Source organism: Pantoea sp. SGAir0418, from assembly GCF_043529865.1.
This window is the reverse complement of the sequence record NZ_CP027911.1, coordinates 348,681-371,993: the sequence shown is the minus strand read 5'-3', so window position 1 is coordinate 371,993 and position 23,313 is coordinate 348,681. Positions and strand designations below refer to the sequence as shown.

The window sequence follows — 23,313 nt, the reverse complement described above, 5'->3', positions numbered from 1 at the left end:
GGCCGGTTAAACCGGCCTTTTTCATTTTTGTTGCCTTTGAGGTTGCATGATGGATGGGCGTTTTTTGCAAGCTAACAAAGAGGCGCGCTGGTCGCTGTACCTGACGCTGGCGTACCTCGCCGTCTGGGGCGTGTCCGCCTGGCTCGGCGGCACACAAAGCGGTATCACCGGCTTACCGCGCTGGTTTGAGTTCTCCTGCGTGTTCGCGCCCGTGCTGTTCATCGGCCTGTGCTGGCTGATGGTGCGCGTGGTGTTCCGCGATATGTCTCTGGAGGACCACGATGGAAACTGAAATCATTCTGCCACTGCTGGCCTATCTGGTGGTGATCGCCGGGCTGTCAGTGTTTGCCATGCGCAAGCAGCGTCAGGGCAACTTTCTGAGTGAGTATTTTCTCGGCAGTCGCTCGATGGGCGGTTTTGTGCTGGCGATGACCATCACCACCACTTACATCAGCGCCAGCTCATTTATTGGTGGGCCGGGCGCGGCGTATAAATACGGGCTGGGCTGGGTACTGCTGGCGATGATTCAGGTGCCGGCGGTCTGGCTGTCGCTCGGCGTGCTGGGCAAAAAATTCGCGATTCTGGCACGACGCTACAACGCGGTGACGCTCAACGACATGCTGTATGGCCGCTACCGCAGCCCGCTGCTCATCTGGCTGGCCAGTATCAGCCTGCTGGTGGCGTTTATTGGTGCCATGACGGTACAGTTCATCGGCGGCGCGCGCCTGCTGGAGACGGCCGCCGGTATTCCTTATGACACCGGGCTGCTGATTTTTGGCGGCACCATCGCGCTGTATACCGCGTTTGGCGGCTTTCGCGCCAGCGTGCTCAACGATGCCATGCAAGGGCTGGTGATGCTGATTGGCACCTTCCTGCTACTGTTTGCCGTCATCCATCAGGCAGGTGGACTGGAAACGGCGGTCACCAAACTGCGCAGCATTGATCCGCAGCTGGTGTCACCGGAAGGCGTCGGCAACGTCATCAATCCGACCTTCCTCAGCTCGTTTGCCGTGCTGGTGTGCTTTGGCGTGATTGGGCTGCCGCATACCGCCGTGCGCTGTATTTCCTACAAAGACAGCAAAGCGCTACACCGCGGTATCATCCTTGGCACCATCGTGGTGGTGATCCTGATGCTCGGCATGCATCTGGCCGGCGCACTCGGCCGCGCGGTACTGCCGGATCTGGCGATTCCGGATCGCGTGATCCCGACGCTGATGATCACCGTGCTGCCACCGATGGCGGCTGGCGTGTTCCTCGCGGCGCCAATGGCGGCGATCATGTCGACGATTAACGCGCAGCTGCTGCAATCGTCCGCTACGCTGATCAAAGATCTTTACCTGCGTATCGCGCCGCAGCACAGCGAGAACGAGGCGCGTCTGCGGCTGCTCTCCGGCACCATCACCTTTGTGCTCGGCCTGCTGCTGCTGCTGGCGGCCTGGAATCCGCCAGATATGATTATCTGGCTCAACCTGCTGGCGTTCGGTGGCCTTGAAGCGGTCTTTCTGTGGCCGCTGGTGCTGGGACTGTACTGGGAGCGCGCCAATGCGGCGGGCGCCATCAGTAGCATGCTGGTGGGAGCCGGATGTTATACGCTGCTTGCCAGCCTGAAAATCGAACTGTGGGGCTTTCACCCTATCGTGCCATCGTTGACATTAAGCCTGCTGGCCTTCCTGGTAGGTAATATGTTCGGCAGCGCGCCTGACGCACGCGATGCTGCCCTGGAATAAAAGAGAAACGCTATGCCATGGATTCAAATCAAAATTAACAGCACCGGCGAGCACGCCGAAACCCTCAGTGATGCGCTGATGGACGCCGGTGCGGTGTCAGTCACCTTTCAGGACACGCACGACAACCCGGTATATGAGCCGCTGCCCGGTGAAACCCGCCTGTGGGGCGATACCGATGTGATTGGCCTGTTCGACGCGGAAACCGCCATGGATGATGTTGTGGCTGAACTGAGCCAGCATCCGCTGCTGGGATCGGGTTTCCGCCATAAGATCGAACAGATCGAGGATAAAGACTGGGAGCGCGAATGGATGGATAACTTCCATCCGATGCGCTTCGGTGAACGCCTGTGGATCTGCCCAAGCTGGCGCGACGTGCCGGATCCGGATGCAGTCAACGTGATGCTTGATCCCGGTCTGGCCTTTGGTACCGGCACCCATCCCACCACGTCGCTGTGTCTGAGCTGGCTGGATGGTCTCGATCTGCAGGGCAAAACGGTGATCGATTTCGGCTGTGGCTCCGGCATTCTGGCCATCGCCGCGCTGAAACTCGGCGCAGCTCAGGCGATCGGCATTGATATCGATCCGCAGGCGATCCAGGCCAGCCGCGATAACGCGGAGCGCAACGGCGTGGCCGACCGCCTGTCGCTGTATCTGCCGCACCAGCAGCCGGAAAACCTGCAGGCGGATGTGGTGGTCGCCAATATCCTCGCCGGTCCGCTGCGCGAACTGGCGCCGCTGATTGGCGTGCTGCCGAAAGCCGGCGGCCATCTCGGCCTGTCCGGCGTGCTGGCCAGCCAGGCGGAAAGCGTGTGTGAAGCCTATGCGGAGCGCTTTGCGCTGGACGCCGTGGCGGAAAAAGAAGAGTGGTGTCGCATCACTGGCGTGCGCCGCTAACCGACGCATGGGCCAGCGACTGCTGGCCCGATTTTCCCCGCCTGAGACCTGTCTCAAATCCCCGCCAGCCCCGTTTTCCTGCCGTTTCTTTACATTGAAATCAGTAGACTGCTGCACCAGGCGATAGCGCTATCCCTGTTAACCGTGCCGTGCGCGGCACATAACACTGATATATCGCTTAGTGAATAAATGATGATGAAAAGCAAACACACACTGATCGCTCTGCTGCTGGCAGCAGCGCCTTTTGCTCACGTTCAGGCTGCCGCCTGGGATTATGCTCAGCCACAGCAGTGGGGCGACCTGTCCCCTGATTTTCACGTCTGCAAGCAGGGCGTGAATCAGTCGCCGATTGATATTCGCCAGGCGCTGCATGCCAGTCTGCCGGCGCTGACGCTGGAACTGCAGGCGCGCCAGGCCGCCATTGTTAACAACGGCCACACCGTGCAGATCAACCTGCAGCAGGGCGATACGCTGACGCTGGACGGCGAGACCTTCACGCTGAAGCAGTTTCACTTCCACACCCCGAGCGAAAACCTGATCGACGGCAAACGCTATCCGCTTGAGGGCCACTTTGTATTCAGTGACGAGCAGCAGCAGCTGGCGGTGATCGGGGTGATGTTCGAAGCCGGTGCGGCAAATCCGGTGCTGACGACGCTGCTGGATACGCTGCCGGCGCAGGTCAATCAGCCGGCTACGCTGCAGCAGGATGTCGATATTACGCCACTGCTACCCGCCGATCGCCGTTACTACCGCTTCAGCGGTTCACTCACCACGCCACCGTGCAGTGAAGGCGTGCGCTGGCTGGTGATGAAGCAACCGGTAACGGCTTCCGCACAGCAGTTGCAGGCCTTTAGCGCGGTGCTGGGTGAACACGGTAACAGCCGCCCGGTGCAGCCGCTCAATGGCCGGCTGGTGGTTGAGTAACGAAATACTCACCAAACGTAAATAAAGCGTTCACTTTTCAATCAAATCACCGCCATTTCTCTTGCCGATTCGCGGAAGTGGCGGTTTTTATGTTGTGATTCAGCGCATATTTTTGGAAAAACTTTTGCTCACAATTTCAGCGTATTTTTGTAATACACTGAATTTAAACAAGTAATGACTAATACCCCGCTGCTAAGCCCCATTTCCCTGATCTTAAACGGCGAATTGTTCAAAGTTTGGCCTTTCATCTTCCGGAAAAAATGCGTAATATACGCCGCCTTGCGAACAGTTAGGGTCACTTCTTTTTCATGCGCATTGGACATCACCAGCTACGTAATCGACTCATCGCTGCGCCTATGGCCGGAGTATCCGACAAGCCATTTCGCACTCTGTGTTATGACAACGGCGCCGGTATGACTGTCTCCGAGATGCTGTCATCGAACCCGGAAGTCTGGGCCAGTGACAAATCGCGTTTGCGTATGGTGCATAGTGACGAGCCCGGTATTCGCGCCGTGCAAATTGCGGGTTGCGATCCCGATGAGATGGCCGCCGCCGCGCGCATTAATGTTGCGTCCGGTGCACAGGTTATCGACATCAACATGGGCTGCCCGGCTAAAAAAGTGAATCGTAAGATGGCAGGTTCAGCGCTGCTGCAGCATCCGCAGCTGGTGGAGTCAATCCTCCGTGCGGTGGTGAACGCAGTCGATGTACCGGTTACGCTGAAGATTCGCACCGGCTGGGACAAAGAAAATCGTAATTGTGTAGAGATTGCCCAATTGGCTGAACGCTGTGGTATTCAGGCCCTGACCATTCATGGCCGCACGCGCGCCTGTTTGTTTGAAGGGCAAGCTGAATACGACAGCATTCGGACAGTTAAGCAGAGCGTCGCTATTCCGATTATCGCGAATGGTGACATTACTGACCCGCACAAAGCCAGGGCAGTGCTCGACTACACCGGAGCCGATGCTCTGATGGTGGGACGCGCTGCTCAGGGAAGACCGTGGATCTTCCGGGAAATCCAGCATTATCTGGACACAGGGGAGCTGCTGGCACCGAAGCCGCTGGCTGAAGTGAAGCATATGCTGATTGGACACATACGGGAGCTGCACGACTTTTACGGTCAGCGCAAGGGATACCGTATTGCCCGAAAACACGTTTCCTGGTATTTGCAGGAAAGTGCCCCTGACGACCAGTTTCGGCGCACATTCAACGCCATAGAGGATGCCAGCGAACAGCTGGAGGCGTTGGAGGCATACTTCGAAAATCTTGCGTAAACGAAATAAAGAGCTGAAAGAACTATGTTCGAACAACGCGTAAATTCTGACGTACTGACCGTTTCTACCGTTAACTCACAGGATCAGGTGACGCAAAAGCCTCTGCGTGATTCGGTTAAACAGGCACTGAAGAACTATTTTGCTCAACTGAACGGTCAGGATGTAAGTGACCTGTATGAGCTGGTACTGGCTGAAGTCGAGCAGCCTCTGTTGGACATGGTGATGCAGTATACCCGTGGCAACCAGACCCGCGCTGCCCTGATGATGGGCATCAACCGCGGTACGCTGCGTAAGAAGCTGAAAAAATACGGCATGAACTAAGCGTTCTGGTTCCTTGCTGCGATAACGCCAGCCTTTGGGCTGGCGTTTTTGTTGCTGCTGTTTGTGCGTTAACACCGCGTGAAACGATTATCGTCAAAATGGTAACGATAGTTGCAATCGCCGGCGTGATAGCTCATCTCTCTCAGGGCCGCTGCCCTGCCCTGTTTTTGCGCAGAAAAAATCCTTCCGATCGCCCCTCAGCCCGCTTTGTTTGTGATCCTGAACCGCTTCAGCGGTAATTCCACTTTGCCGTACACCTGTTCATGAGCGTTAGCTCACACTGCTTCCATATAGTGAAACTTTTTGCACTATTTGTGATCGTGGCGACTCGTCATGCTGCCTTTTGGTGCGCGATAGTAGCGACAACTTTCCGGATACGTCCGTTTATTAAAAGATCTTTCCAGTGAATTCAGGATTCTGCAAACCTGGCATCAGCTTTGCAGTGTCGTGGATGGCTAAACGCCACAGAAAGAAATAAGCGCACAGTAAAGTGCGCGCAAACATAACAACACACGATCTCGCCACACAGGATGCTTTATGAAAAAGATGATGCTTTCCACCCTGATTGCTGCCGCCTCGCTGTTCGCCGTGACCCAGCAGGCGCACGCAGGCACCACGCTGGACGCCATTAAGAAGAAAGGGTTTATACAGTGCGGTATCAGCGATGGTCTGCCAGGGTTCTCCTACGCTGACGCCAGCGGCAAATTCACCGGTATCGATGTTGACGTGTGCCGCGCCGCTGCTGCTGCGGTCTTCGGCGATGCCAGCAAAGTAAAATACACCCCGCTGACCGCTAAAGAACGCTTCACTGCGCTGCAGTCAGGCGAGGTGGATATCCTGTCGCGTAACACCACCTGGACCTCATCACGTGATGGCGGCATGGGCTTCCTGTTCGCCGGCGTAAACTATTATGACGGCATCGGCTTCCTGACCCATAAGAAAGCCGGTCTGAAAAGTGCCAAAGAGCTGGATGGTGCCACCGTGTGTATCCAGGCCGGTACCGATACCGAGCTGAACGTGGCCGACTACTTTAAAGCTAACAAAATGCAGTACACGCCGGTCACCTTCGACCGCTCTGATGAGTCTGCTAAAGCGCTGGATAGCGGCCGCTGCGATACCCTCTCTTCTGACCAGTCACAGCTGTATGCGCTGCGCATCAAGCTGGGCAAGCCGGATGACTTTATCGTACTGCCAGAAGTGATTTCGAAAGAGCCGCTGGGCCCGGTCGTCCGTCGCGGTGATGATGACTGGTTCACCATCGTGAAATGGTCGCTGTTCGCCATGCTGAATGCGGAAGAGATGGGCATCAGCTCGAAGAACGTTGATGAGATGGCGGCGAAACCAACCACGCCAGATATGGCACACCTGCTGGGCGCAGAAGGTGATTTCGGTAAAGACCTTAAGCTCGACAACAAGTGGGCGTACAACATCATCAAGCAGGTTGGCAACTATCAGGAAGTGTTCGATCGTAACGTTGGTAAAGACAGCGCGCTGAAAATTGCACGCGGCCAGAATGCGCTCTGGAACCAGGGCGGCATCCAGTACGCTCCACCAGTGCGTTAATTGTCTCCTGCCAGTCGGGCACCGCATCCTGCGGTGCCCACGCGTATTCTTCACTGAGGTTTTAACATGTCGCAACGCCCAACCGTGAAAAGGGATTTTTCGTTCGGTAATCCTACGGTTCGCGCCTGGCTTTACCAGATTGTCGCGATTGTGGCGGTGTTTGCTGTGGTGGGTTATCTGATCCACAACACGGTGATCAACCTTGCCAATCGCGGTATCACCTCCGGCTTTGGCTTTCTTGAGCGCAACGCCGGTTTCGGCATCGTCCAGCATCTGATCGATTACAGCGAAGGCGATACCTACGCGCGCGTGTTTATGGTCGGGTTAACCAACACCCTGCTGGTCTCCGCGCTCTGTATTGTCTTCGCCTCCATCCTCGGCTTCGCCATCGGTCTGGCGCGCCTGTCGGATAACTGGCTGCTGCGCAAGCTGTCGACCATTTATATCGAGACGTTCCGTAATATCCCGCCGCTGCTGCAAATCTTCTTCTGGTACTTTGCCGTGCTGCGCAATCTGCCGGGCCCGCGTCAGGCGCTGAACGCGTTCGATCTGGCTTTTGTCAGCAACCGCGGTCTGTATATACCGTGGCCGGAGTATGCGCCCGGCACCTGGCCATTCCTGATCGCGCTGGCGATTGCCATCGCCGCCAGCGCCGCGCTGTTCCGCTTCAACCGCAAGCATCAGCTGAAAACCGGTCAGCTGCGCCGCACCTGGCCCGCGGCGGCCGGTTTAATTGTGCTGCTGCCGCTGATCGCCCATACGCTGTTTGGTGCCGCCACGCACTGGGATGTGCCCGAGCTGCGCGGTTTCAACTTCCGCGGTGGCTTTGCCATGATTCCGGAACTGGCAGCGCTGACGCTGGCACTGTCGATCTACACCTCTTCCTTTATTGCTGAGGTGATTCGCGCCGGGATTCAGTCAGTACCGCATGGTCAGAGCGAAGCAGCACGTTCGCTCGGGCTGCCCAACCCGGTTACGCTGCGTCAGGTGATCATTCCGCAGGCGATGCGCGTGATTATCCCGCCGCTCACCAGCCAGTACCTTAACATCGTAAAAAACTCCTCGCTGGCGGCCGCGATAGGCTATCCGGATATGGTGTCGCTGTTTGCCGGCACCGTACTGAATCAGACCGGCCAGGCAATTGAAACCATTGCCATCACCATGGCGGTTTATCTGATTATCAGTCTGCTCATTTCGCTGCTGATGAACCTCTATAACCGCAAAATTGCGCTGGTTGAGCGTTAAGAGAACGGAACCATTATGTCTGTGACCACACACGAAACGCCGCCGGTGTCGGGCAATCCACTGGGTAAAGCCTGGCTCTGGGCGCGTAAAAACCTGTTCTCCAGCTGGCTGAATACGCTGCTCACGTTACTCAGCCTGTGGATTATCTGGAGCGTTATCCCGCCGGCGCTGAACTGGTTGATCTTCCAGGCTAACTGGATTGGCGAAACCCGAGCGGACTGTACGAAAGCGGGCGCCTGCTGGGTCTTTATCCACGCGCGCTTTGGCCAGTTCATGTACGGGCTCTATCCGCATGAGCTGCGCTGGCGCATCAATCTGGCGCTGGTGATTGGCCTGCTGTCGATTGTGCCGATGTTTATCAAATCCATGCCGCGCCGCGGCCGCTATATCGCCTGCTGGGCGGTGCTCTATCCGGTCGTCGTCTGGCTGCTGCTGTATGGCGGCTATTTCGGGCTGGACCGCGTGGAAACGCGCCAGTGGGGCGGCCTGACGCTGACGCTGATTATCGCATCTGTCGGCATTGCCGGGGCGCTGCCGCTCGGCATTCTGCTGGCGCTGGGCCGTCGCTCTAAAATGCCGGTGGTGCGCACCCTGTCGGTGATTTTCATTGAGTTCTGGCGTGGCGTACCGCTGATTACCGTACTGTTCATGTCTTCAGTGATGCTGCCGCTGTTTATGGCGGAAGGCACCACGATAGACAAACTGGTGCGTGCGCTGGTTGGCGTGATCCTGTTCCAGTCGGCGTATGTCGCCGAAGTGGTACGTGGCGGGCTGCAGGCCCTGCCTAAAGGCCAGTACGAAGCGGCAGAGTCGCTGGCGCTCGGCTACTGGAAAACCCAGGCGCTGGTGATTTTACCGCAGGCGCTCAAGCTGACCATTCCCGGTCTGGTGAACACCATCATCGCGCTGTTTAAAGATACCAGCCTGGTGATCATCATCGGCCTGTTCGATCTGTTCAGTAGCGTGCAGCAGGCAACCGTCGACCCTACATGGTTGGGTATGTCGACCGAAGGCTATGTCTTCGCTGCACTGGTTTACTGGATTTTCTGTTTTAGCATGTCGCGCTATAGCCAGTATCTGGAGAAGCGCTTCCACACCGGGCGTAAATCGCACTGAGGTTTTACATGACACAAACAATGACAACGGCGGCTAACGCCATGATGATTACGCTCGAAAACGTGAACAAATGGTACGGTCAATTCCACGTGCTGAAAGATATCAACCTGCAGGTGAAACCGCGCGAGCGTATCGTGCTGTGCGGCCCTTCGGGTTCCGGTAAATCCACCACCATTCGCTGCATCAACCATCTGGAAGAGCATCAGCAGGGACGGATTGTCGTAGACGGCATCCACCTGAATGATGATGTGCGCAATATTGAACGCGTGCGCACTGAAGTCGGCATGGTATTTCAGCACTTCAATCTCTTCCCGCATCTGACCGTTCTGCAGAACTGCACGCTGGCACCGATGTGGGTACGCAAGATGCCAAAGAAAGAGGCCGAAGAGCTGGCGATGCACTATCTGCAGCGCGTGCGCATTGCTGAGCATGCCCATAAGTTTCCCGGGCAGCTCTCTGGCGGACAGCAGCAGCGCGTGGCCATCGCCCGTTCGCTGTGTATGAAGCCGAAGATTATGTTATTCGATGAGCCCACCTCCGCGCTCGATCCTGAGATGGTTAAAGAGGTGCTGGATACCATGATCGGTCTGGCGGAAGACGGGATGACGATGCTGTGTGTGACGCATGAGATGGGCTTTGCGCGTACGGTTGCCGATCGGGTGATCTTCATGGATCGCGGTGAAATAGTGGAGATGGCGCCGCCGGAGGAGTTCTTTGCGAATCCGAAATCCGAGCGGACCCGGGCGTTTCTGTCGCAGGTTATCCACTAAGCGAACACGATTCGCCGCATCATTCAGCCCTTGCCAGCATGGCAGGGGCTTTTTTTATGCCTGTGGATTTTATTGAGGGTTTTTATTGCGATAAAGGTCATGGCAGAAAACAAAAAAGCCCTGAACAGATGTTCAGGGCTTTCGTGTTTGATGCCTGGCAGTTCCCTACTCTCGCATGGGGAGACCCCACACTACCATCGGCGCTACGGCGTTTCACTTCTGAGTTCGGCATGGGGTCAGGTGGGACCACCGCGCTGTTGCCGCCAGGCAAATTCTTTTAAACCGAACTCATGCCATAACTGGTGCTGATACCCAGAGTCGAACTGGGGACCTCACCCTTACCAAGGGTGCGCTCTACCAACTGAGCCATATCAGCACACTAAATTTGATGCCTGGCAGTTCCCTACTCTCGCATGGGGAGGCCCCACACTACCATCGGCGCTACGGCGTTTCACTTCTGAGTTCGGCATGGGGTCAGGTGGGACCACCGCGCTGTTGCCGCCAGGCAAATTCTGTTTTCGTCCGCGTCTTTCGCGCTCTGACTGCGTTGCCCCGCTCGCGCCGCTCAGTCACATACTTCTGTATGCTCCTTCACGTCGTCTCGCGTGCCGCCTTGTCACAGCACAAAACCCACTGGACGTAATCCGGTGAACAAAGCTGAAAATTCTTTCTGTCTCTCAGACCAAAACGCCTCTGGCGTTGTAAGGTTAAGCCTCACGGGTCATTAGTACCGGTTAGCTCAACGCATCGCTGCGCTTACACACCCGGCCTATCAACGTCGTCGTCTTCAACGTCCCTTCAGGACCCTTAAAGGGTCAGGGAGAACTCATCTCGGGGCAAGTTTCGTGCTTAGATGCTTTCAGCACTTATCTCTTCCGCACTTAGCTACCGGGCAGTGCCATTGGCATGACAACCCGAACACCAGCGGTGCGTTCACTCCGGTCCTCTCGTACTAGGAGCAACCCCCCTCAATTCTCCAGCGCCCACGGCAGATAGGGACCGAACTGTCTCACGACGTTCTAAACCCAGCTCGCGTACCACTTTAAACGGCGAACAGCCGTACCCTTGGGACCTACTTCAGCCCCAGGATGTGATGAGCCGACATCGAGGTGCCAAACACCGCCGTCGATATGAACTCTTGGGCGGTATCAGCCTGTTATCCCCGGAGTACCTTTTATCCGTTGAGCGATGGCCCTTCCATTCAGAACCACCGGATCACTATGACCTGCTTTCGCACCTGCTCGAGCCGTCACTCTCGCAGTCAAGCTGGCTTATGCCATTGCACTAACCTCCTGATGTCCGACCAGGATTAGCCAACCTTCGTGCTCCTCCGTTACGCTTTGGGAGGAGACCGCCCCAGTCAAACTACCCACCAGACACTGTCCGCAGCCCGGATTACGGGCCTACGTTAGAACATCAAACATTAAAGGGTGGTATTTCAAGGTTGGCTCCACGCAGACTGGCGTCCGCGCTTCAAAGCCTCCCACCTATCCTACACATCAAGGCTCAATGTTCAGTGTCAAGCTATAGTAAAGGTTCACGGGGTCTTTCCGTCTTGCCGCGGGTACACTGCATCTTCACAGCGATTTCAATTTCACTGAGTCTCGGGTGGAGACAGCCTGGCCATCATTACGCCATTCGTGCAGGTCGGAACTTACCCGACAAGGAATTTCGCTACCTTAGGACCGTTATAGTTACGGCCGCCGTTTACCGGGGCTTCGATCAAGAGCTTCTCCTTGCGGATAACCCCATCAATTAACCTTCCGGCACCGGGCAGGCGTCACACCGTATACGTCCACTTTCGTGTTTGCACAGTGCTGTGTTTTTAATAAACAGTTGCAGCCAGCTGGTATCTTCGACTGGCCTCGGCTCCGGGAGCAAGTCCCTTCACCTACGCGCCAGCGTGCCTTCTCCCGAAGTTACGGCACCATTTTGCCTAGTTCCTTCACCCGAGTTCTCTCAAGCGCCTTGGTATTCTCTACCTGACCACCTGTGTCGGTTTGGGGTACGATTTCGTGTTACCTGGAGCTTAGAGGCTTTTCCTGGAAGCAGGGCATCAGTTACTTCACCGCCGTAGCGGCTCGTCATCACGCCTCAGTGTTAAAGAAGACCGGATTTGCCTGGTCTTCACACCTGCACGCTTAAACCGGGACAACCGTCGCCCGGATAACCTAGCCTTCTCCGTCCCCCCTTCGCAGTAACACCAAGTACAGGAATATTAACCTGTTTCCCATCGACTACGCTTTTCAGCCTCGCCTTAGGGGTCGACTCACCCTGCCCCGATTAACGTTGGACAGGAACCCTTGGTCTTCCGGCGAGCGGGCTTTTCACCCGCTTTATCGTTACTTATGTCAGCATTCGCACTTCTGATACCTCCAGCATGCCTCACAGCACACCTTCAGCGGCTTACAGAACGCTCCCCTACCCAACAACACATAGTGTCGCTGCCGCAGCTTCGGTGCATGGTTTAGCCCCGTTACATCTTCCGCGCAGGCCGACTCGACCAGTGAGCTATTACGCTTTCTTTAAATGATGGCTGCTTCTAAGCCAACATCCTGGCTGTCTGTGCCTTCCCACATCGTTTCCCACTTAACCATGACTTTGGGACCTTAGCTGGCGGTCTGGGTTGTTTCCCTCTTCACGACGGACGTTAGCACCCGCCGTGTGTCTCCCGTGATAACATTCTCCGGTATTCGCAGTTTGCATCGGGTTGGTAAGCCGGGATGGCCCCCTAGCCGAAACAGTGCTCTACCCCCGGAGATGAGTTCACGAGGCGCTACCTAAATAGCTTTCGGGGAGAACCAGCTATCTCCCGGTTTGATTGGCCTTTCACCCCCAGCCACAAGTCATCCGCTAATTTTTCAACATTAGTCGGTTCGGTCCTCCAGTTAGTGTTACCCAACCTTCAACCTGCCCATGGCTAGATCACCGGGTTTCGGGTCTATACCCTGCAACTTAACGCCCAATTAAGACTCGGTTTCCCTTCGGCTCCCCTATGCGGTTAACCTTGCTACAGAATATAAGTCGCTGACCCATTATACAAAAGGTACGCAGTCACCTAACAGGTAGGCTCCCACTGCTTGTACGTACACGGTTTCAGGTTCTGTTTCACTCCCCTCGCCGGGGTTCTTTTCGCCTTTCCCTCACGGTACTGGTTCACTATCGGTCAGTCAGGAGTATTTAGCCTTGGAGGATGGTCCCCCCATATTCAGACAGGATACCACGTGTCCCGCCCTACTCGTCGGACTCACAACTCATGCATCTTCGTGTACGGGGCTGTCACCCGGTATCGCGCGACTTTCCAGACGCTTCCACTGATGCACAAGCTGATTCAGGTCCTGGGCTGCTCCCCGTTCGCTCGCCGCTACTGGGGGAATCTCGGTTGATTTCTTTTCCTCGGGGTACTTAGATGTTTCAGTTCCCCCGGTTCGCCTCGTTAACCTATGTATTCAGTTAACGATAGTGTGTCGAAACACACTGGGTTTCCCCATTCGGACATCGACGGCTGTAGCGGTTCATATCACCTTACCGTCGCTTTTCGCAGATTAGCACGTCCTTCATCGCCTCTGACTGCCAGGGCATCCACCGTGTACGCTTAGTCGCTTAACCTCACAACCCACAGGCGTTTTGCAACGCTGCGGACTGCAAGCATTTGAGAGACTCGAACGCATCGTAAATTTCATTCTTATTACGGAGAATGAACACGACGCGTCGTTTCAAATTTTCAGCTTGTTCCGGATTGTTAAAGAGCAAATACTTCGCAGCACACCGTCGCCGGTATACTCTGAAGTAAGTTTCAGTACTGTAATGGTGGAGCTAAGCGGGATCGAACCGCTGACCTCCTGCGTGCAAGGCAGGCGCTCTCCCAGCTGAGCTATAGCCCCATACAGTCACTGCAGAGACCATCTACTACCACTCACCAGGAGTTCCGTGTTTTAACCACGGCAATTCGTGCTCAGGCAAGGCATGCAGGAGGGAAGTTTACTTGGGTAAACGACCGAGTGCATAACGCCGCATGAGTGCGAATCTGGTAGGCCTGAGTGGACTTGAACCACCGACCTCACCCTTATCAGGGGTGCGCTCTAACCACCTGAGCTACAAGCCTGTAGAGGTTTTTTCTGCTCGTTACTTTTCTATCAGACAATCTGTGTGAGCACTTCGCGGGAAGGTATCTTCAGGTAAGGAGGTGATCCAACCGCAGGTTCCCCTACGGTTACCTTGTTACGACTTCACCCCAGTCATGAATCACAAAGTGGTAAGCGCCCTCCCGAAGGTTAAGCTACCTACTTCTTTTGCAACCCACTCCCATGGTGTGACGGGCGGTGTGTACAAGGCCCGGGAACGTATTCACCGTAGCATTCTGATCTACGATTACTAGCGATTCCGACTTCATGGAGTCGAGTTGCAGACTCCAATCCGGACTACGACGCACTTTATGAGGTCCGCTTGCTCTCGCGAGGTCGCTTCTCTTTGTATGCGCCATTGTAGCACGTGTGTAGCCCTGGCCGTAAGGGCCATGATGACTTGACGTCATCCCCACCTTCCTCCGGTTTATCACCGGCAGTCTCCTTTGAGTTCCCGGCCGAACCGCTGGCAACAAAGGATAAGGGTTGCGCTCGTTGCGGGACTTAACCCAACATTTCACAACACGAGCTGACGACAGCCATGCAGCACCTGTCTCAGAGTTCCCGAAGGCACCAAAGCATCTCTGCTAAGTTCTCTGGATGTCAAGGCCAGGTAAGGTTCTTCGCGTTGCATCGAATTAAACCACATGCTCCACCGCTTGTGCGGGCCCCCGTCAATTCATTTGAGTTTTAACCTTGCGGCCGTACTCCCCAGGCGGTCGACTTAACGCGTTAGCTCCGGAAGCCACGCCTCAAGGGCACAACCTCCAAGTCGACATCGTTTACGGCGTGGACTACCAGGGTATCTAATCCTGTTTGCTCCCCACGCTTTCGCACCTGAGCGTCAGTCTTCGTCCAGGGGGCCGCCTTCGCCACCGGTATTCCTCCAGATCTCTACGCATTTCACCGCTACACCTGGAATTCTACCCCCCTCTACGAGACTCAAGCCTGCCAGTTTCAAATGCAGTTCCCAGGTTAAGCCCGGGGATTTCACATCTGACTTAACAGACCGCCTGCGTGCGCTTTACGCCCAGTAATTCCGATTAACGCTTGCACCCTCCGTATTACCGCGGCTGCTGGCACGGAGTTAGCCGGTGCTTCTTCTGCGGGTAACGTCAATCGGCAAGGTTATTAACCTCACCGCCTTCCTCCCCGCTGAAAGTACTTTACAACCCGAAGGCCTTCTTCATACACGCGGCATGGCTGCATCAGGCTTGCGCCCATTGTGCAATATTCCCCACTGCTGCCTCCCGTAGGAGTCTGGACCGTGTCTCAGTTCCAGTGTGGCTGGTCATCCTCTCAGACCAGCTAGGGATCGTCGCCTAGGTGAGCCATTACCCCACCTACTAGCTAATCCCATCTGGGCACATCCGATGGTGTGAGGCCCGAAGGTCCCCCACTTTGGTCTCGCGACGTTATGCGGTATTAGCTACCGTTTCCAGTAGTTATCCCCCTCCATCGGGCAGTTTCCCAGACATTACTCACCCGTCCGCCACTCGCCACCCAAAGAGCAAGCTCTTCTGTGCTGCCGTTCGACTTGCATGTGTTAGGCCTGCCGCCAGCGTTCAATCTGAGCCATGATCAAACTCTTCAATTTAAAGTTTGATTTGCTGCAACGAGTGCAGCGATGCTCTGTGAATTAAACTTCGTAATGAATTACGTGTTCACTCAGCAAAGACTTGATATTTTTTAAAGCCCGTAGGCTTGTGATATCAATCCTGCGAGTGCCCACACAGATTGTCTGATAAATTGTTAAAGAGCGGTGCGACGCGGCGTTCGGCCTGCTGTCGCGAGGTGGCGTATATTACGCTTTCCTCCTTCAGAGTCAAACACTTTTTTCAGCGTTTTTCTCCGGCGGGGTGAATCGCTTCACGCCCTGCTGAGCCGCCTGCGTTGCCGCTTTGCCGTCTCAGTGGTGGCGCATTATAGGGATCCGGATTTTTTGCACAACCCCTTTTTTCGATCTTTTTTATCGACTGGCGAGTTTTCACTCTTTTCGCTGCGATCGCGAGCGATCCGCGCAAAAATCAGCTTGTTTACCCGCACCGGAAGCCGCAGGCTAGCGGGAAACATCAGAAAAGGAGAAATAGAATGTCTGTAGCCCTGCGCCCTTATAAGCAACATATTCCCCACACCGGCGAACGTGTGATGGTGGATAGCAGCAGCGTGGTCGTTGGCGAAGTCGAGCTGGCTGATGATGTCAGCATCTGGCCACTGGTAGCAATCCGCGGTGACGTGAATAAAGTGGTGATTGGTAAACGCAGCAATATCCAGGATGGCAGCGTGCTGCACGTTACGCATAAATCCAGCAGTAATCCCGATGGCTTTCCATTGATCATCGGTGAAGACGTGACGGTGGGCCATAAAGCAATGCTGCACGGCTGCACCATTGGCAACCGCGTGCTGGTGGGTATGGGCTCGATCCTGCTGGATGGCGCGATCGTCGAAGATGAGGTGATGATTGGCGCCGGCAGCCTGGTGCCACCCGGTAAACGCCTGCAAAGCGGCTATCTCTATTTAGGCAGCCCGGTGAAGCAGATTCGGCCGCTAAGCGAAGCGGAAATAGCCGGACTGCTTTATTCGGCCAGTAATTATGTCGGCTGGAAAGATGAATATCTGGCTCAGGGCAGCCACAGCCAGCCCTGATCGTCGGCCTGCTCCGCCCGGAGCAGCTGCTCGGCCTCTTCCTCCAGATCCCAGCGATGCGCGCTAAACAGCGCCATCGCCTCTCCGGCACCAAAGCGCTGCTGCAGCGCCGGCAGCGATATTGCGCAGGTCAGTCCCATACCATTCACCAAGACCGGGAACAGCACCGCCTGCCGGACTGCGTCCCAGCTTTCCCGATCGGGAAACTGGATAGCCTGATTCATGCCTGCATCGCCTGTTTAAGTTGATCGATGACCGGCGCGATCTCCGGCATAACGCCATGCCACAGCTGAAACGCATGCGCCGCCTGACCCACCAGCATGCCGAGTCCATCCGCCAGCTGCTGTGTGCCGTGCTGCTGGCACCACGCCAGAAATGGCGTCAGCCCCTGCTGATAAAACATGTCGTAACAGCGCACCTGCGCATCAATCAGCGTAACCGGCAGCGGCGGCACGTCGCCCGCTACGCCGCTGGAGGTGGCATTGATGATCAGATCAAAACGTTCGCCGGCCAGTTGATCAAAGCTCATCGCCTGGATCGCCCCACTGTGCTGGAATAGCTCAGCCAGCTGTTGCGCGCGTTCCGGCGTGCGGTTAACCACCACCAGCGCGCAGCCCGTCGAGAGCAGCGGCAGGATCACCCCACGCGCCGCGCCGCCCGCGCCCACCAGCAGAATACGATCGCCCGGCCGGATCAGCTGCAGCCGTTGCAGATCGCTCAGCAGGCCGATGCCGTCCGTGTTATCACCCAGAATCGAACCATCGGCTCGCTTCTTTAAGGTATTTACCGCGCCGGATAATGCCGCGCGTTCGCTGAGCTCATCCGCGAATTCCCATGCCTGCTGTTTAAACGGCAGCGTAACATTGGCGCCTTTGCCACCAGCCGCAAAAAACGCCTCTATCGCCTGCGGGAACCCTTCCAGCGGTGCGCAGATGCGTCCGTAGGGATGTTCAATACCGGTCTGCTCAGCAAAAGCGGCGTGAATAAACGGAGATTTGCTGTGGGCGATGGGATGACCAAAAACGGCAAACTTTTCCATAATCAGCCCTGACGAATGAGTTCACCGCTAATAGCATCGCGGATTTCAGAAGGATTCAGGCGACCGCCGGTGGCCGCCTGCAACACCGGGAACTGCGAGCCAAACTGCTCTGCCACTTCGGCGGCGCTGCGGCACGGCGGCTGACCGGTTAAATTCGCGCTGGTTGAGACCAGCGGCTTGCCAAATCCGCGACACAGCGCCTGAACCTTCGGATGATCGCTGACGCGAATCGCCAGCGAATCAAAGCGGCCGGTTAACCAGCGCGGCGTATGCGGCGAAGCAGGCACCACATAGGTGACCGGACCCGGCCAGCTGGCAAACATACGTTCGCGCTGCAGCACGGTGAGTTCGCGATCGGCAATATAAGGCTCGAGCTGCGCATAATCAGCGGCGATCAGGATCAAACCCTTTTCCACCGGGCGCTGTTTCAGTGCCAGCAGGGCCATCACCGCGCTTTCGCTGTCCGGATCGCAGCCAAGGCCGAATACGGCTTCGGTAGGGTAAGCAATCACTTGCTGTTGCTGAAGTTGTTCGATGCAGAAGTCGAGGCTTCCGGGTGCATGCTGGCTCTGGTTCATGATCACTCTTCATCCTGGGCGATGGGCTTACTGCAGCGTTTGCTGGCGCAGAAGCGCTTCATGCCCTGTGCGGTTTTCTTTTCTATTAATAACGGGAACTGGCAATGGGGGCAGACACCTTCCAGCGGCGTGGCGTTGATCGCGAACTGGCAGTCGGGATATCGATCGCAGGCATGGAAGGTTTTGCCATAGCGTGAACGGCGCTGCACCAGCTTGCCGCTGGCGCACTGCGGACAGGCAATTGCGGTTTCGTCCGGCTTATCGATGGTTTCCGTGTAATCACACTCCGGATAGTGGCTACAGCCGACAAACATGCCGAATCGCCCCTGGCGCAGCACTTTGTCCGCACCACACTGCGGGCAGGCATGACCTTCCAGCACTTTGACAATATGGCCATCACCCTGACTTTTCAGCGGGCGAATATAGTCGCAGGTTGGATAATTAACACAGCCGAGAAAAGGCCCGTGTTTGCCGGCACGTATCACTAATTCTGCCCCGCAGGCGGGGCAGGGATCGTGTTTACGCACGGTAAATAGTGCTGGTTTACTCATATTACCGAATGCATTAATCGCAAATTAATGCAGCATACCTTCATTGACGTCGAATAACAGTTCTTCCATCTGCTGATAGGCATTTTCACACCCGGGGATGTTAAACAGCACCATCAGCACCACCCATTTGAGATCTTCCAGATCGAATTCCAGCGTATCAAGCGCCATAACCCGTTCGATGACCATTTCGCGCGTTTCCATATTCAGCACCTGGATTTGCTCCAGGAACAGAATAAAACCACGACACTCGGCATCTAAACGCTGGCTCTCTTCTTCCGTGTAGATTCGCATGGAGAGCGGGTCGTTAGCCAGCAACACTGGCGCGACCAGGCCATCCTGATAATCCGCTAACCGCTCAAGCCAATTCAACGCATTGTAGATATCTTCGCGATGAAAACCGGCATCGGTTAAGTCATCGGTCAATTTATCCTGGTCAACGCGCATTTCAGCCTCGTTGTGGATATACGTCTCAAACAAGTACATAAGTACGTCGAACATGGCATGCCCTCCTCAATCGGACATAGCCGCCGGGTACAGCTGCGATCCATCCTGCTAACTCCAGCTCCAGCAATTGCGCTGCGATAACTGGCACAGGTTGGCCGGCACGTTCAGCGACGACGTCAACAGGTGTAACCTCATCACCTACGTTAGCCAACACGCTGGGAAATGGCAATGGCACATCATCACTGAGTTGTGAATATATTGTTTCTGAGATGCTGGCCGGCAACCATTGCAGGGCAGAATGCAAATCCTCAAGGATATTGTTGGGATGCGCCACCAGCAGCGCACCCTGCTGAATCAGCCAGTGCGTGCCTTCACAGCCAGGATTACCCAGCGCGCCAGGCAGCGCATACACGTTACGGTTTTGTTCCAGCGCATACCGCGCCGTTACCAGCGAGCCACTCTTCAGTGACGCTTCAACCACCAGCACGCCATGACTCAGGCCACTGATAATACGATTACGCCGCGGAAAATTTACCGCATGGGGCGCCATTGACAGCGGCAGTTCTGAAACCAGCGCGCCGCCGTTGGCGATAATCTCCTGTGCCAGCGGCTGATGGCTTTTCGGATAGAGATGATTCAGCCCGCTGCCCAGCACGGCCAGGGTTTTGCCCTGCACTTCCAGCGCGGCACGATGCGCCACGCCATCAATACCGCGCGCCAGCCCGCTGGTGATGGTCAAACCGCTTAGCGCCAGCTGCTGGGTAAACCAGCTGCCCCATTCTCTGCCATACGGTGAACAGTGACGACTGCCGACCACCGCCAGCTGCGGTGTCGCGAGTGCAGAGAGGTCACCCGCTATATAAAGGGCAGCCGGATAGCGGCTGATTTCCCGCAGCCGGGCGGGATAATGTGCATCGCTGCAGGCGATCAGATGATGTTGCGCCTGTTGCAGCCAGCGCTGCGTTTTTTCCAGCTGGCGTGGACAGAGGGCGAGAAACTGCTGCCGCTGCGTGTCGTCCAGCCCGTGCTGCTGCAGCCACGCGTCGTCAATGTGGCTGGCGGCCAGAAGCGCCATGATGAACTGACGGGCGCGCTCACCGCTTAAACCCCAGACGTAAGTCAGCCTGATAATCCTTTCACTGCGTTCCATGCTGCGCTCCCTGTCAGCCGTGCTCTGATGCGGCACAATGCTGTCAATCAGGCCCTAAAAAGTCTACAATATGAGGCAGTAATCTTTTCTTTAACGCATACAGATCTGGATATTTATGTCAGTTTTGCAGGTATTACATTTCCCTGACGATCGCCTTCGCAAAATTGCTGCACCCGTTGCGGCTGTGAATGCTGACGTTCAGCGTATTGTCGACGATATGTTTGAGACCATGTACGCCGAAGAAGGCATTGGTCTGGCGGCGACGCAGGTGGATATTCACCAGCGCATCATCGTGATTGATGTTTCTGAAAGCCGCGAAGAGCGCCTGGTGCTGATTAACCCGGAGCTGCTGGAAAAAAGCGGCGAAACCGGTATCGAAGAGGGTTGCCTGTCGATCCCGGAACAGCGGGCGTTTGTGCCGCGTGCCGAGCGGGTCAAAGTGCGCGCGCTGGATCGCGACGGTAACAGCTTCGAGCTGGAAACTGACGGTCTGCTGGCGATCTGCATTCAGCATGAGATCGACCATCTTGACGGTAAACTGTTTATTGATTATCTGTCGCCGCTGAAGCGTCAGCGTATTAAACAGAAACTGGAAAAACTGGCCCGCCAGAATGCGCGCGCATCCTGAGAGCGAACAGAAGGTTGAACTGTGTCTGCACCGTTAAAAATCATCTTTGCCGGTACTCCTGACTTCGCAGCGCGTCATCTCGACGCGCTGCTTGCTTCTGAGCATCAGGTGGTTGGCGTCTTTACTCAGCCCGACCGCCCTGCCGGACGTGGCAACAAACTCACGCCGGGCCCGGTAAAAGTGCTGGCTCAGGCGCATGATATTCCCGTGTTTCAGCCAAAGTCCCTGAAGCCGGAAGAGAATCAGCAGCTGGTTGCCGGGCTACAGGCCGATGTGATGGTGGTGGTCGCTTATGGTCTGATCCTGCCTCAGGCGGTGCTGACGATGCCGCGCCTTGGCTGCATCAACGTACACGGCTCGCTGCTGCCGCGCTGGCGCGGTGCGGCGCCGATTCAGCGCTCACTGTGGGCCGGCGATAACGAAACCGGTGTGACCATCATGCAGATGGACGTGGGTCTGGATACCGGCGATATGCTGCACAAAATAACCTGCCCGATTAATGCCGACGATACCAGCGCATCGCTGTACGACAAGCTGGCGCAACTGGGCCCGCAGGGGATGCTGACCACGCTCAGTCTGCTGGCCGCCGGCAGCGCGCAGCCCGAAGTGCAGGATGAGACCCTGGTAACTTACGCGGAAAAGCTCAGCAAAGAAGAGGCTCGTCTTGACTGGTCGCTCTCCGCTGTTCAGCTGGAACGGTGCATTCGCGCCTTCAATCCGTGGCCGGTGAGTTATTTCCTCATCGACGATCAGCCGGTCAAAGTCTGGCAGGCCAGCGTATTACCGCACCGCAGCGCCCAGCCGGGAGAAATTCTGCAGGCTGACAAACACGGCATCCAGATCGCGACCGCTGACGGCGTGCTGAATCTGCTCTCACTGCAGCCTGCCGGCAAAAAAGCCATGGCGGCGCAGGATCTGCTCAATTCGCGTCGTGAATGGTTTACACCCGGCACCGTTCTGGCCTGATTCTCCAGCCCGGTCTCCGCCGGGCTTTTTGTTTGATGAATGAATATGAAAAAAGCGACCAACCTGCGCAGCCTTGCCGCGCAACTGATTGAACGCGTGGTGGATAAAGGGGAATCGCTGAGCGCGATTCTGCCCGCTGCGCAAAAAACGCTGGCAAACAACGATGGCGCGCTGCTGCAGGAGTTGTGTTTTGGCGTGACGCGCACGCTGCCGCAGCTGGAAGCGTTGATTAATAAGCTGATGGCGCGGCCGTTAACCGGCAAACAGCGCGTACTGCACTATCTGATCATGGTGGGCCTGTATCAGCTGCTGTATACCCGCGTTCCGCCGCACGCCGCGCTGGCAGAAACCGTGGCCGGGGCTGAAGCACTGAAGCGGGCAAATCTGAAAGGCTTGCTTAACGGCGTGCTGCGTCAGTTCCAGCGCCAGCAGGACGCACTGCTGGCGGAGGTAAATCAGGGCCCGCAGCGCTACTGGCATCCGGGCTGGCTGCTGAAACGGCTGCAGACCGCGTGGCCAGAGCAGTGGCAGCAAATTGTGGAAGCAAACAATCAGCGACCGCCAATGTGGCTGCGCGTGAATCGTCAGCATCACAGCCGTGACGCCTGGCTGGCGTTATTAACCCAGCAGAATCAAAATGCGTTTAGTGCTGACGCGCCGGATGCGCTGCGTCTTGAAGCACCGGCTCCGGTCAGTCAGCTGCCAGGCTTTGAGCAGGGCTGGGTGACGGTGCAGGATCTCTCTGCTCAGCGTTGTGCCCTGCTGCTGGCGCCGGAAAACGGCGAAACCATTCTCGACCTGTGCGCTGCGCCCGGCGGCAAAACCACCCATATTCTCGAAATTGCGCCACAGGCCCGCGTGATGGCGGTGGATATCGATGCGCAGCGCCTGTCGCGCGTGACGGAAAACCTGCAGCGTCTGGGGATGCAGGCTGACGTGCGTCAGGGCGATGGCCGCACGCCAGCGGCCTGGTGCGACGAGCAGCAATTCGACCGCATCCTGCTGGATGCGCCCTGCTCGGCCACCGGCGTTATTCGACGCCATCCGGATATCAAATGGCTACGCCGCGATCGCGATATTGACGAACTCGCCGCGCTACAGCGTGAGATTCTGGCGGCCATCTGGCCGCGCCTGAAATCGGGCGGTACGCTGCTTTATGCCACCTGCTCAGTGCTGCCGCAGGAGAACCAGCAGCAGATCGAGGCTTTCCTCGCGACGCATGACGATGCGGTGCCGCAGGCATTGCCACAGGGGCAACTTAACGGCTGGCAGGTTTTCCCTGCCATCGATGGCGGCGACGGTTTCTTCTACGCTAAGCTGATGAAAAAATAGTGCAGCGCACAGTGACAAGAG

Annotated in this window: 20 protein-coding genes, 3 tRNA genes and 4 rRNA genes; 14 read left to right on the top strand and 13 right to left on the bottom strand. The window is 56.4% G+C overall.

The window, feature by feature from the left end; all coding sequences use genetic code 11:
- The first annotated feature begins 49 nt into the window (after window positions 1–49).
- The 10 genes from C1N84_RS01745 to C1N84_RS01700 all read left to right on the top strand — a co-directional run bounded on the left by C1N84_RS01745 (window position 50) and on the right by C1N84_RS01700 (window position 9,834).
- Window positions 50–292: a YhdT family protein gene (locus C1N84_RS01745; RefSeq protein WP_104093875.1), complete on the top strand. Its 243-nt coding sequence runs from the start codon at window positions 50–52 to the stop codon at window positions 290–292.
- Window positions 282–1,727 carry a sodium/pantothenate symporter gene (panF, locus tag C1N84_RS01740; RefSeq protein WP_264441916.1) on the top strand — a complete coding sequence of 482 codons (1,446 nt, stop codon included), beginning with the start codon at window positions 282–284 and terminating at the stop codon, window positions 1,725–1,727. Before C1N84_RS01745 ends, panF begins: the two co-directional genes overlap by 11 nt.
- 12 nt (window positions 1,728–1,739) lie before the next feature.
- Window positions 1,740–2,621 (top strand): 50S ribosomal protein L11 methyltransferase, encoded by an 882-nt coding sequence (gene prmA / locus C1N84_RS01735; RefSeq protein WP_264441915.1) that lies wholly within the window; start codon window positions 1,740–1,742, stop codon window positions 2,619–2,621.
- A 195-nt stretch (window positions 2,622–2,816) separates the two neighbouring features.
- Complete coding sequence (locus C1N84_RS01730; RefSeq protein WP_031279827.1) at window positions 2,817–3,545, top strand: carbonic anhydrase; 729 nt, start codon at window positions 2,817–2,819, stop codon at window positions 3,543–3,545.
- A 308-nt stretch (window positions 3,546–3,853) separates the two neighbouring features.
- Window positions 3,854–4,819, top strand: coding sequence for a tRNA dihydrouridine synthase DusB (gene dusB / locus C1N84_RS01725; protein ID WP_040679767.1), 966 nt, complete (start codon window positions 3,854–3,856; stop codon window positions 4,817–4,819).
- A gap of 24 nt (window positions 4,820–4,843) precedes the next feature.
- A complete protein-coding gene (gene fis / locus C1N84_RS01720) occupies window positions 4,844–5,140 on the top strand; it encodes a DNA-binding transcriptional regulator Fis (protein WP_003855228.1) in 297 nt (98 codons plus the stop codon).
- A 537-nt stretch (window positions 5,141–5,677) separates the two neighbouring features.
- The gene (locus C1N84_RS01715) at window positions 5,678–6,703 is read left to right on the top strand and encodes an amino acid ABC transporter substrate-binding protein (RefSeq protein WP_058759887.1); all 1,026 of its coding nucleotides are present in this window, start codon (window positions 5,678–5,680) and stop codon (window positions 6,701–6,703) included.
- A 66-nt stretch (window positions 6,704–6,769) separates the two neighbouring features.
- Window positions 6,770–7,948 (top strand): amino acid ABC transporter permease, encoded by a 1,179-nt coding sequence (locus tag C1N84_RS01710; RefSeq protein ID WP_021508165.1) that lies wholly within the window; start codon window positions 6,770–6,772, stop codon window positions 7,946–7,948.
- 15 nt (window positions 7,949–7,963) lie between these two features.
- Complete coding sequence (locus C1N84_RS01705) at window positions 7,964–9,064, top strand: amino acid ABC transporter permease (RefSeq protein ID WP_058781108.1); 1,101 nt, start codon at window positions 7,964–7,966, stop codon at window positions 9,062–9,064.
- An 8-nt stretch (window positions 9,065–9,072) separates the two neighbouring features.
- Entirely contained in the window at window positions 9,073–9,834 is a 762-nt protein-coding gene (locus tag C1N84_RS01700; protein ID WP_058759889.1) for an amino acid ABC transporter ATP-binding protein, read from the top strand.
- A gap of 152 nt (window positions 9,835–9,986) precedes the next feature.
- Here the strand turns inward: C1N84_RS01700 and rrf (C1N84_RS01695) are convergent.
- The 7 genes from rrf (C1N84_RS01695) to C1N84_RS01665 all read right to left on the bottom strand — a co-directional run bounded on the left by rrf (C1N84_RS01695) (window position 9,987) and on the right by C1N84_RS01665 (window position 15,555).
- Window positions 9,987–10,102, bottom strand: a 5S ribosomal RNA gene (gene rrf, locus C1N84_RS01695).
- Between the two features lie 32 nt (window positions 10,103–10,134).
- A tRNA-Thr gene (locus C1N84_RS01690) sits at window positions 10,135–10,210 on the bottom strand.
- A 14-nt stretch (window positions 10,211–10,224) separates the two neighbouring features.
- A 5S ribosomal RNA gene (gene rrf / locus C1N84_RS01685) occupies window positions 10,225–10,340 on the bottom strand.
- Between the two features lie 197 nt (window positions 10,341–10,537).
- Window positions 10,538–13,443, bottom strand: a 23S ribosomal RNA gene (locus C1N84_RS01680).
- Between the two features lie 199 nt (window positions 13,444–13,642).
- Window positions 13,643–13,718 (bottom strand) — tRNA-Ala (locus C1N84_RS01675).
- A 144-nt stretch (window positions 13,719–13,862) separates the two neighbouring features.
- Window positions 13,863–13,939, bottom strand: a tRNA-Ile gene (locus tag C1N84_RS01670).
- 74 nt (window positions 13,940–14,013) lie between these two features.
- Window positions 14,014–15,555 (bottom strand): 16S ribosomal RNA (locus C1N84_RS01665).
- The 16S, 23S and 5S rRNA genes sit together here with 3 tRNA genes alongside, the layout of an rRNA operon.
- Window positions 15,556–16,049: 494 nt before the next feature.
- Here C1N84_RS01665 and C1N84_RS01660 point away from each other — a divergent pair.
- Window positions 16,050–16,604, top strand: coding sequence for a gamma carbonic anhydrase family protein (locus C1N84_RS01660; RefSeq protein WP_058759903.1), 555 nt, complete (start codon window positions 16,050–16,052; stop codon window positions 16,602–16,604).
- Here C1N84_RS01660 and C1N84_RS01655 read toward each other — a convergent pair.
- Genes C1N84_RS01655 through dprA form a run of 6 tightly spaced genes read right to left on the bottom strand, consistent with a single transcriptional unit; the run spans window position 16,580 to window position 20,366 of the window.
- Complete coding sequence (locus tag C1N84_RS01655) at window positions 16,580–16,828, bottom strand: DUF1488 family protein (protein WP_058759902.1); 249 nt, start codon at window positions 16,826–16,828, stop codon at window positions 16,580–16,582. The genes C1N84_RS01660 and C1N84_RS01655 overlap by 25 nt on opposite strands.
- Window positions 16,825–17,643 carry a shikimate dehydrogenase gene (aroE, locus tag C1N84_RS01650; RefSeq protein ID WP_104094136.1) on the bottom strand — a complete coding sequence of 273 codons (819 nt, stop codon included), beginning with the start codon at window positions 17,641–17,643 and terminating at the stop codon, window positions 16,825–16,827. Before aroE ends, C1N84_RS01655 begins: the two co-directional genes overlap by 4 nt.
- Window positions 17,644–17,645: 2 nt before the next feature.
- Window positions 17,646–18,221 carry an L-threonylcarbamoyladenylate synthase type 1 TsaC gene (gene tsaC, locus C1N84_RS01645; protein ID WP_264441914.1) on the bottom strand — a complete coding sequence of 192 codons (576 nt, stop codon included), beginning with the start codon at window positions 18,219–18,221 and terminating at the stop codon, window positions 17,646–17,648.
- A gap of 2 nt (window positions 18,222–18,223) precedes the next feature.
- Window positions 18,224–18,772, bottom strand: a complete 549-nt coding sequence (locus C1N84_RS01640) for a DNA topoisomerase family protein (protein ID WP_264441913.1) — start codon at window positions 18,770–18,772, stop codon at window positions 18,224–18,226.
- 24 nt (window positions 18,773–18,796) lie between these two features.
- The gene (gene smg, locus C1N84_RS01635; RefSeq protein WP_031279836.1) at window positions 18,797–19,270 is read right to left on the bottom strand and encodes a DUF494 family protein Smg; all 474 of its coding nucleotides are present in this window, start codon (window positions 19,268–19,270) and stop codon (window positions 18,797–18,799) included.
- Window positions 19,242–20,366, bottom strand: a complete 1,125-nt coding sequence (gene dprA / locus C1N84_RS01630) for a DNA-protecting protein DprA (protein ID WP_211727109.1) — start codon at window positions 20,364–20,366, stop codon at window positions 19,242–19,244. The genes smg and dprA overlap by 29 nt, the downstream gene beginning before the upstream one ends.
- A 115-nt stretch (window positions 20,367–20,481) precedes the next feature.
- Between dprA and def the strand changes: the two genes are divergently transcribed.
- From def to rsmB, 3 genes are read left to right on the top strand one after another with little or no spacing between them, the layout of a single operon-like run.
- Window positions 20,482–20,994, top strand: coding sequence for a peptide deformylase (gene def, locus C1N84_RS01625; protein WP_021508231.1), 513 nt, complete (start codon window positions 20,482–20,484; stop codon window positions 20,992–20,994).
- 21 nt (window positions 20,995–21,015) lie between these two features.
- Window positions 21,016–21,960 (top strand): methionyl-tRNA formyltransferase, encoded by a 945-nt coding sequence (gene fmt / locus C1N84_RS01620; RefSeq protein WP_058759898.1) that lies wholly within the window; start codon window positions 21,016–21,018, stop codon window positions 21,958–21,960.
- A 45-nt stretch (window positions 21,961–22,005) separates the two neighbouring features.
- On the top strand, window positions 22,006–23,292 hold the full coding sequence (rsmB, locus tag C1N84_RS01615; protein WP_127834653.1) for a 16S rRNA (cytosine(967)-C(5))-methyltransferase RsmB: 1,287 nt from the start codon (window positions 22,006–22,008) through the stop codon (window positions 23,290–23,292).
- Window positions 23,293–23,313 lie beyond the last annotated feature (21 nt).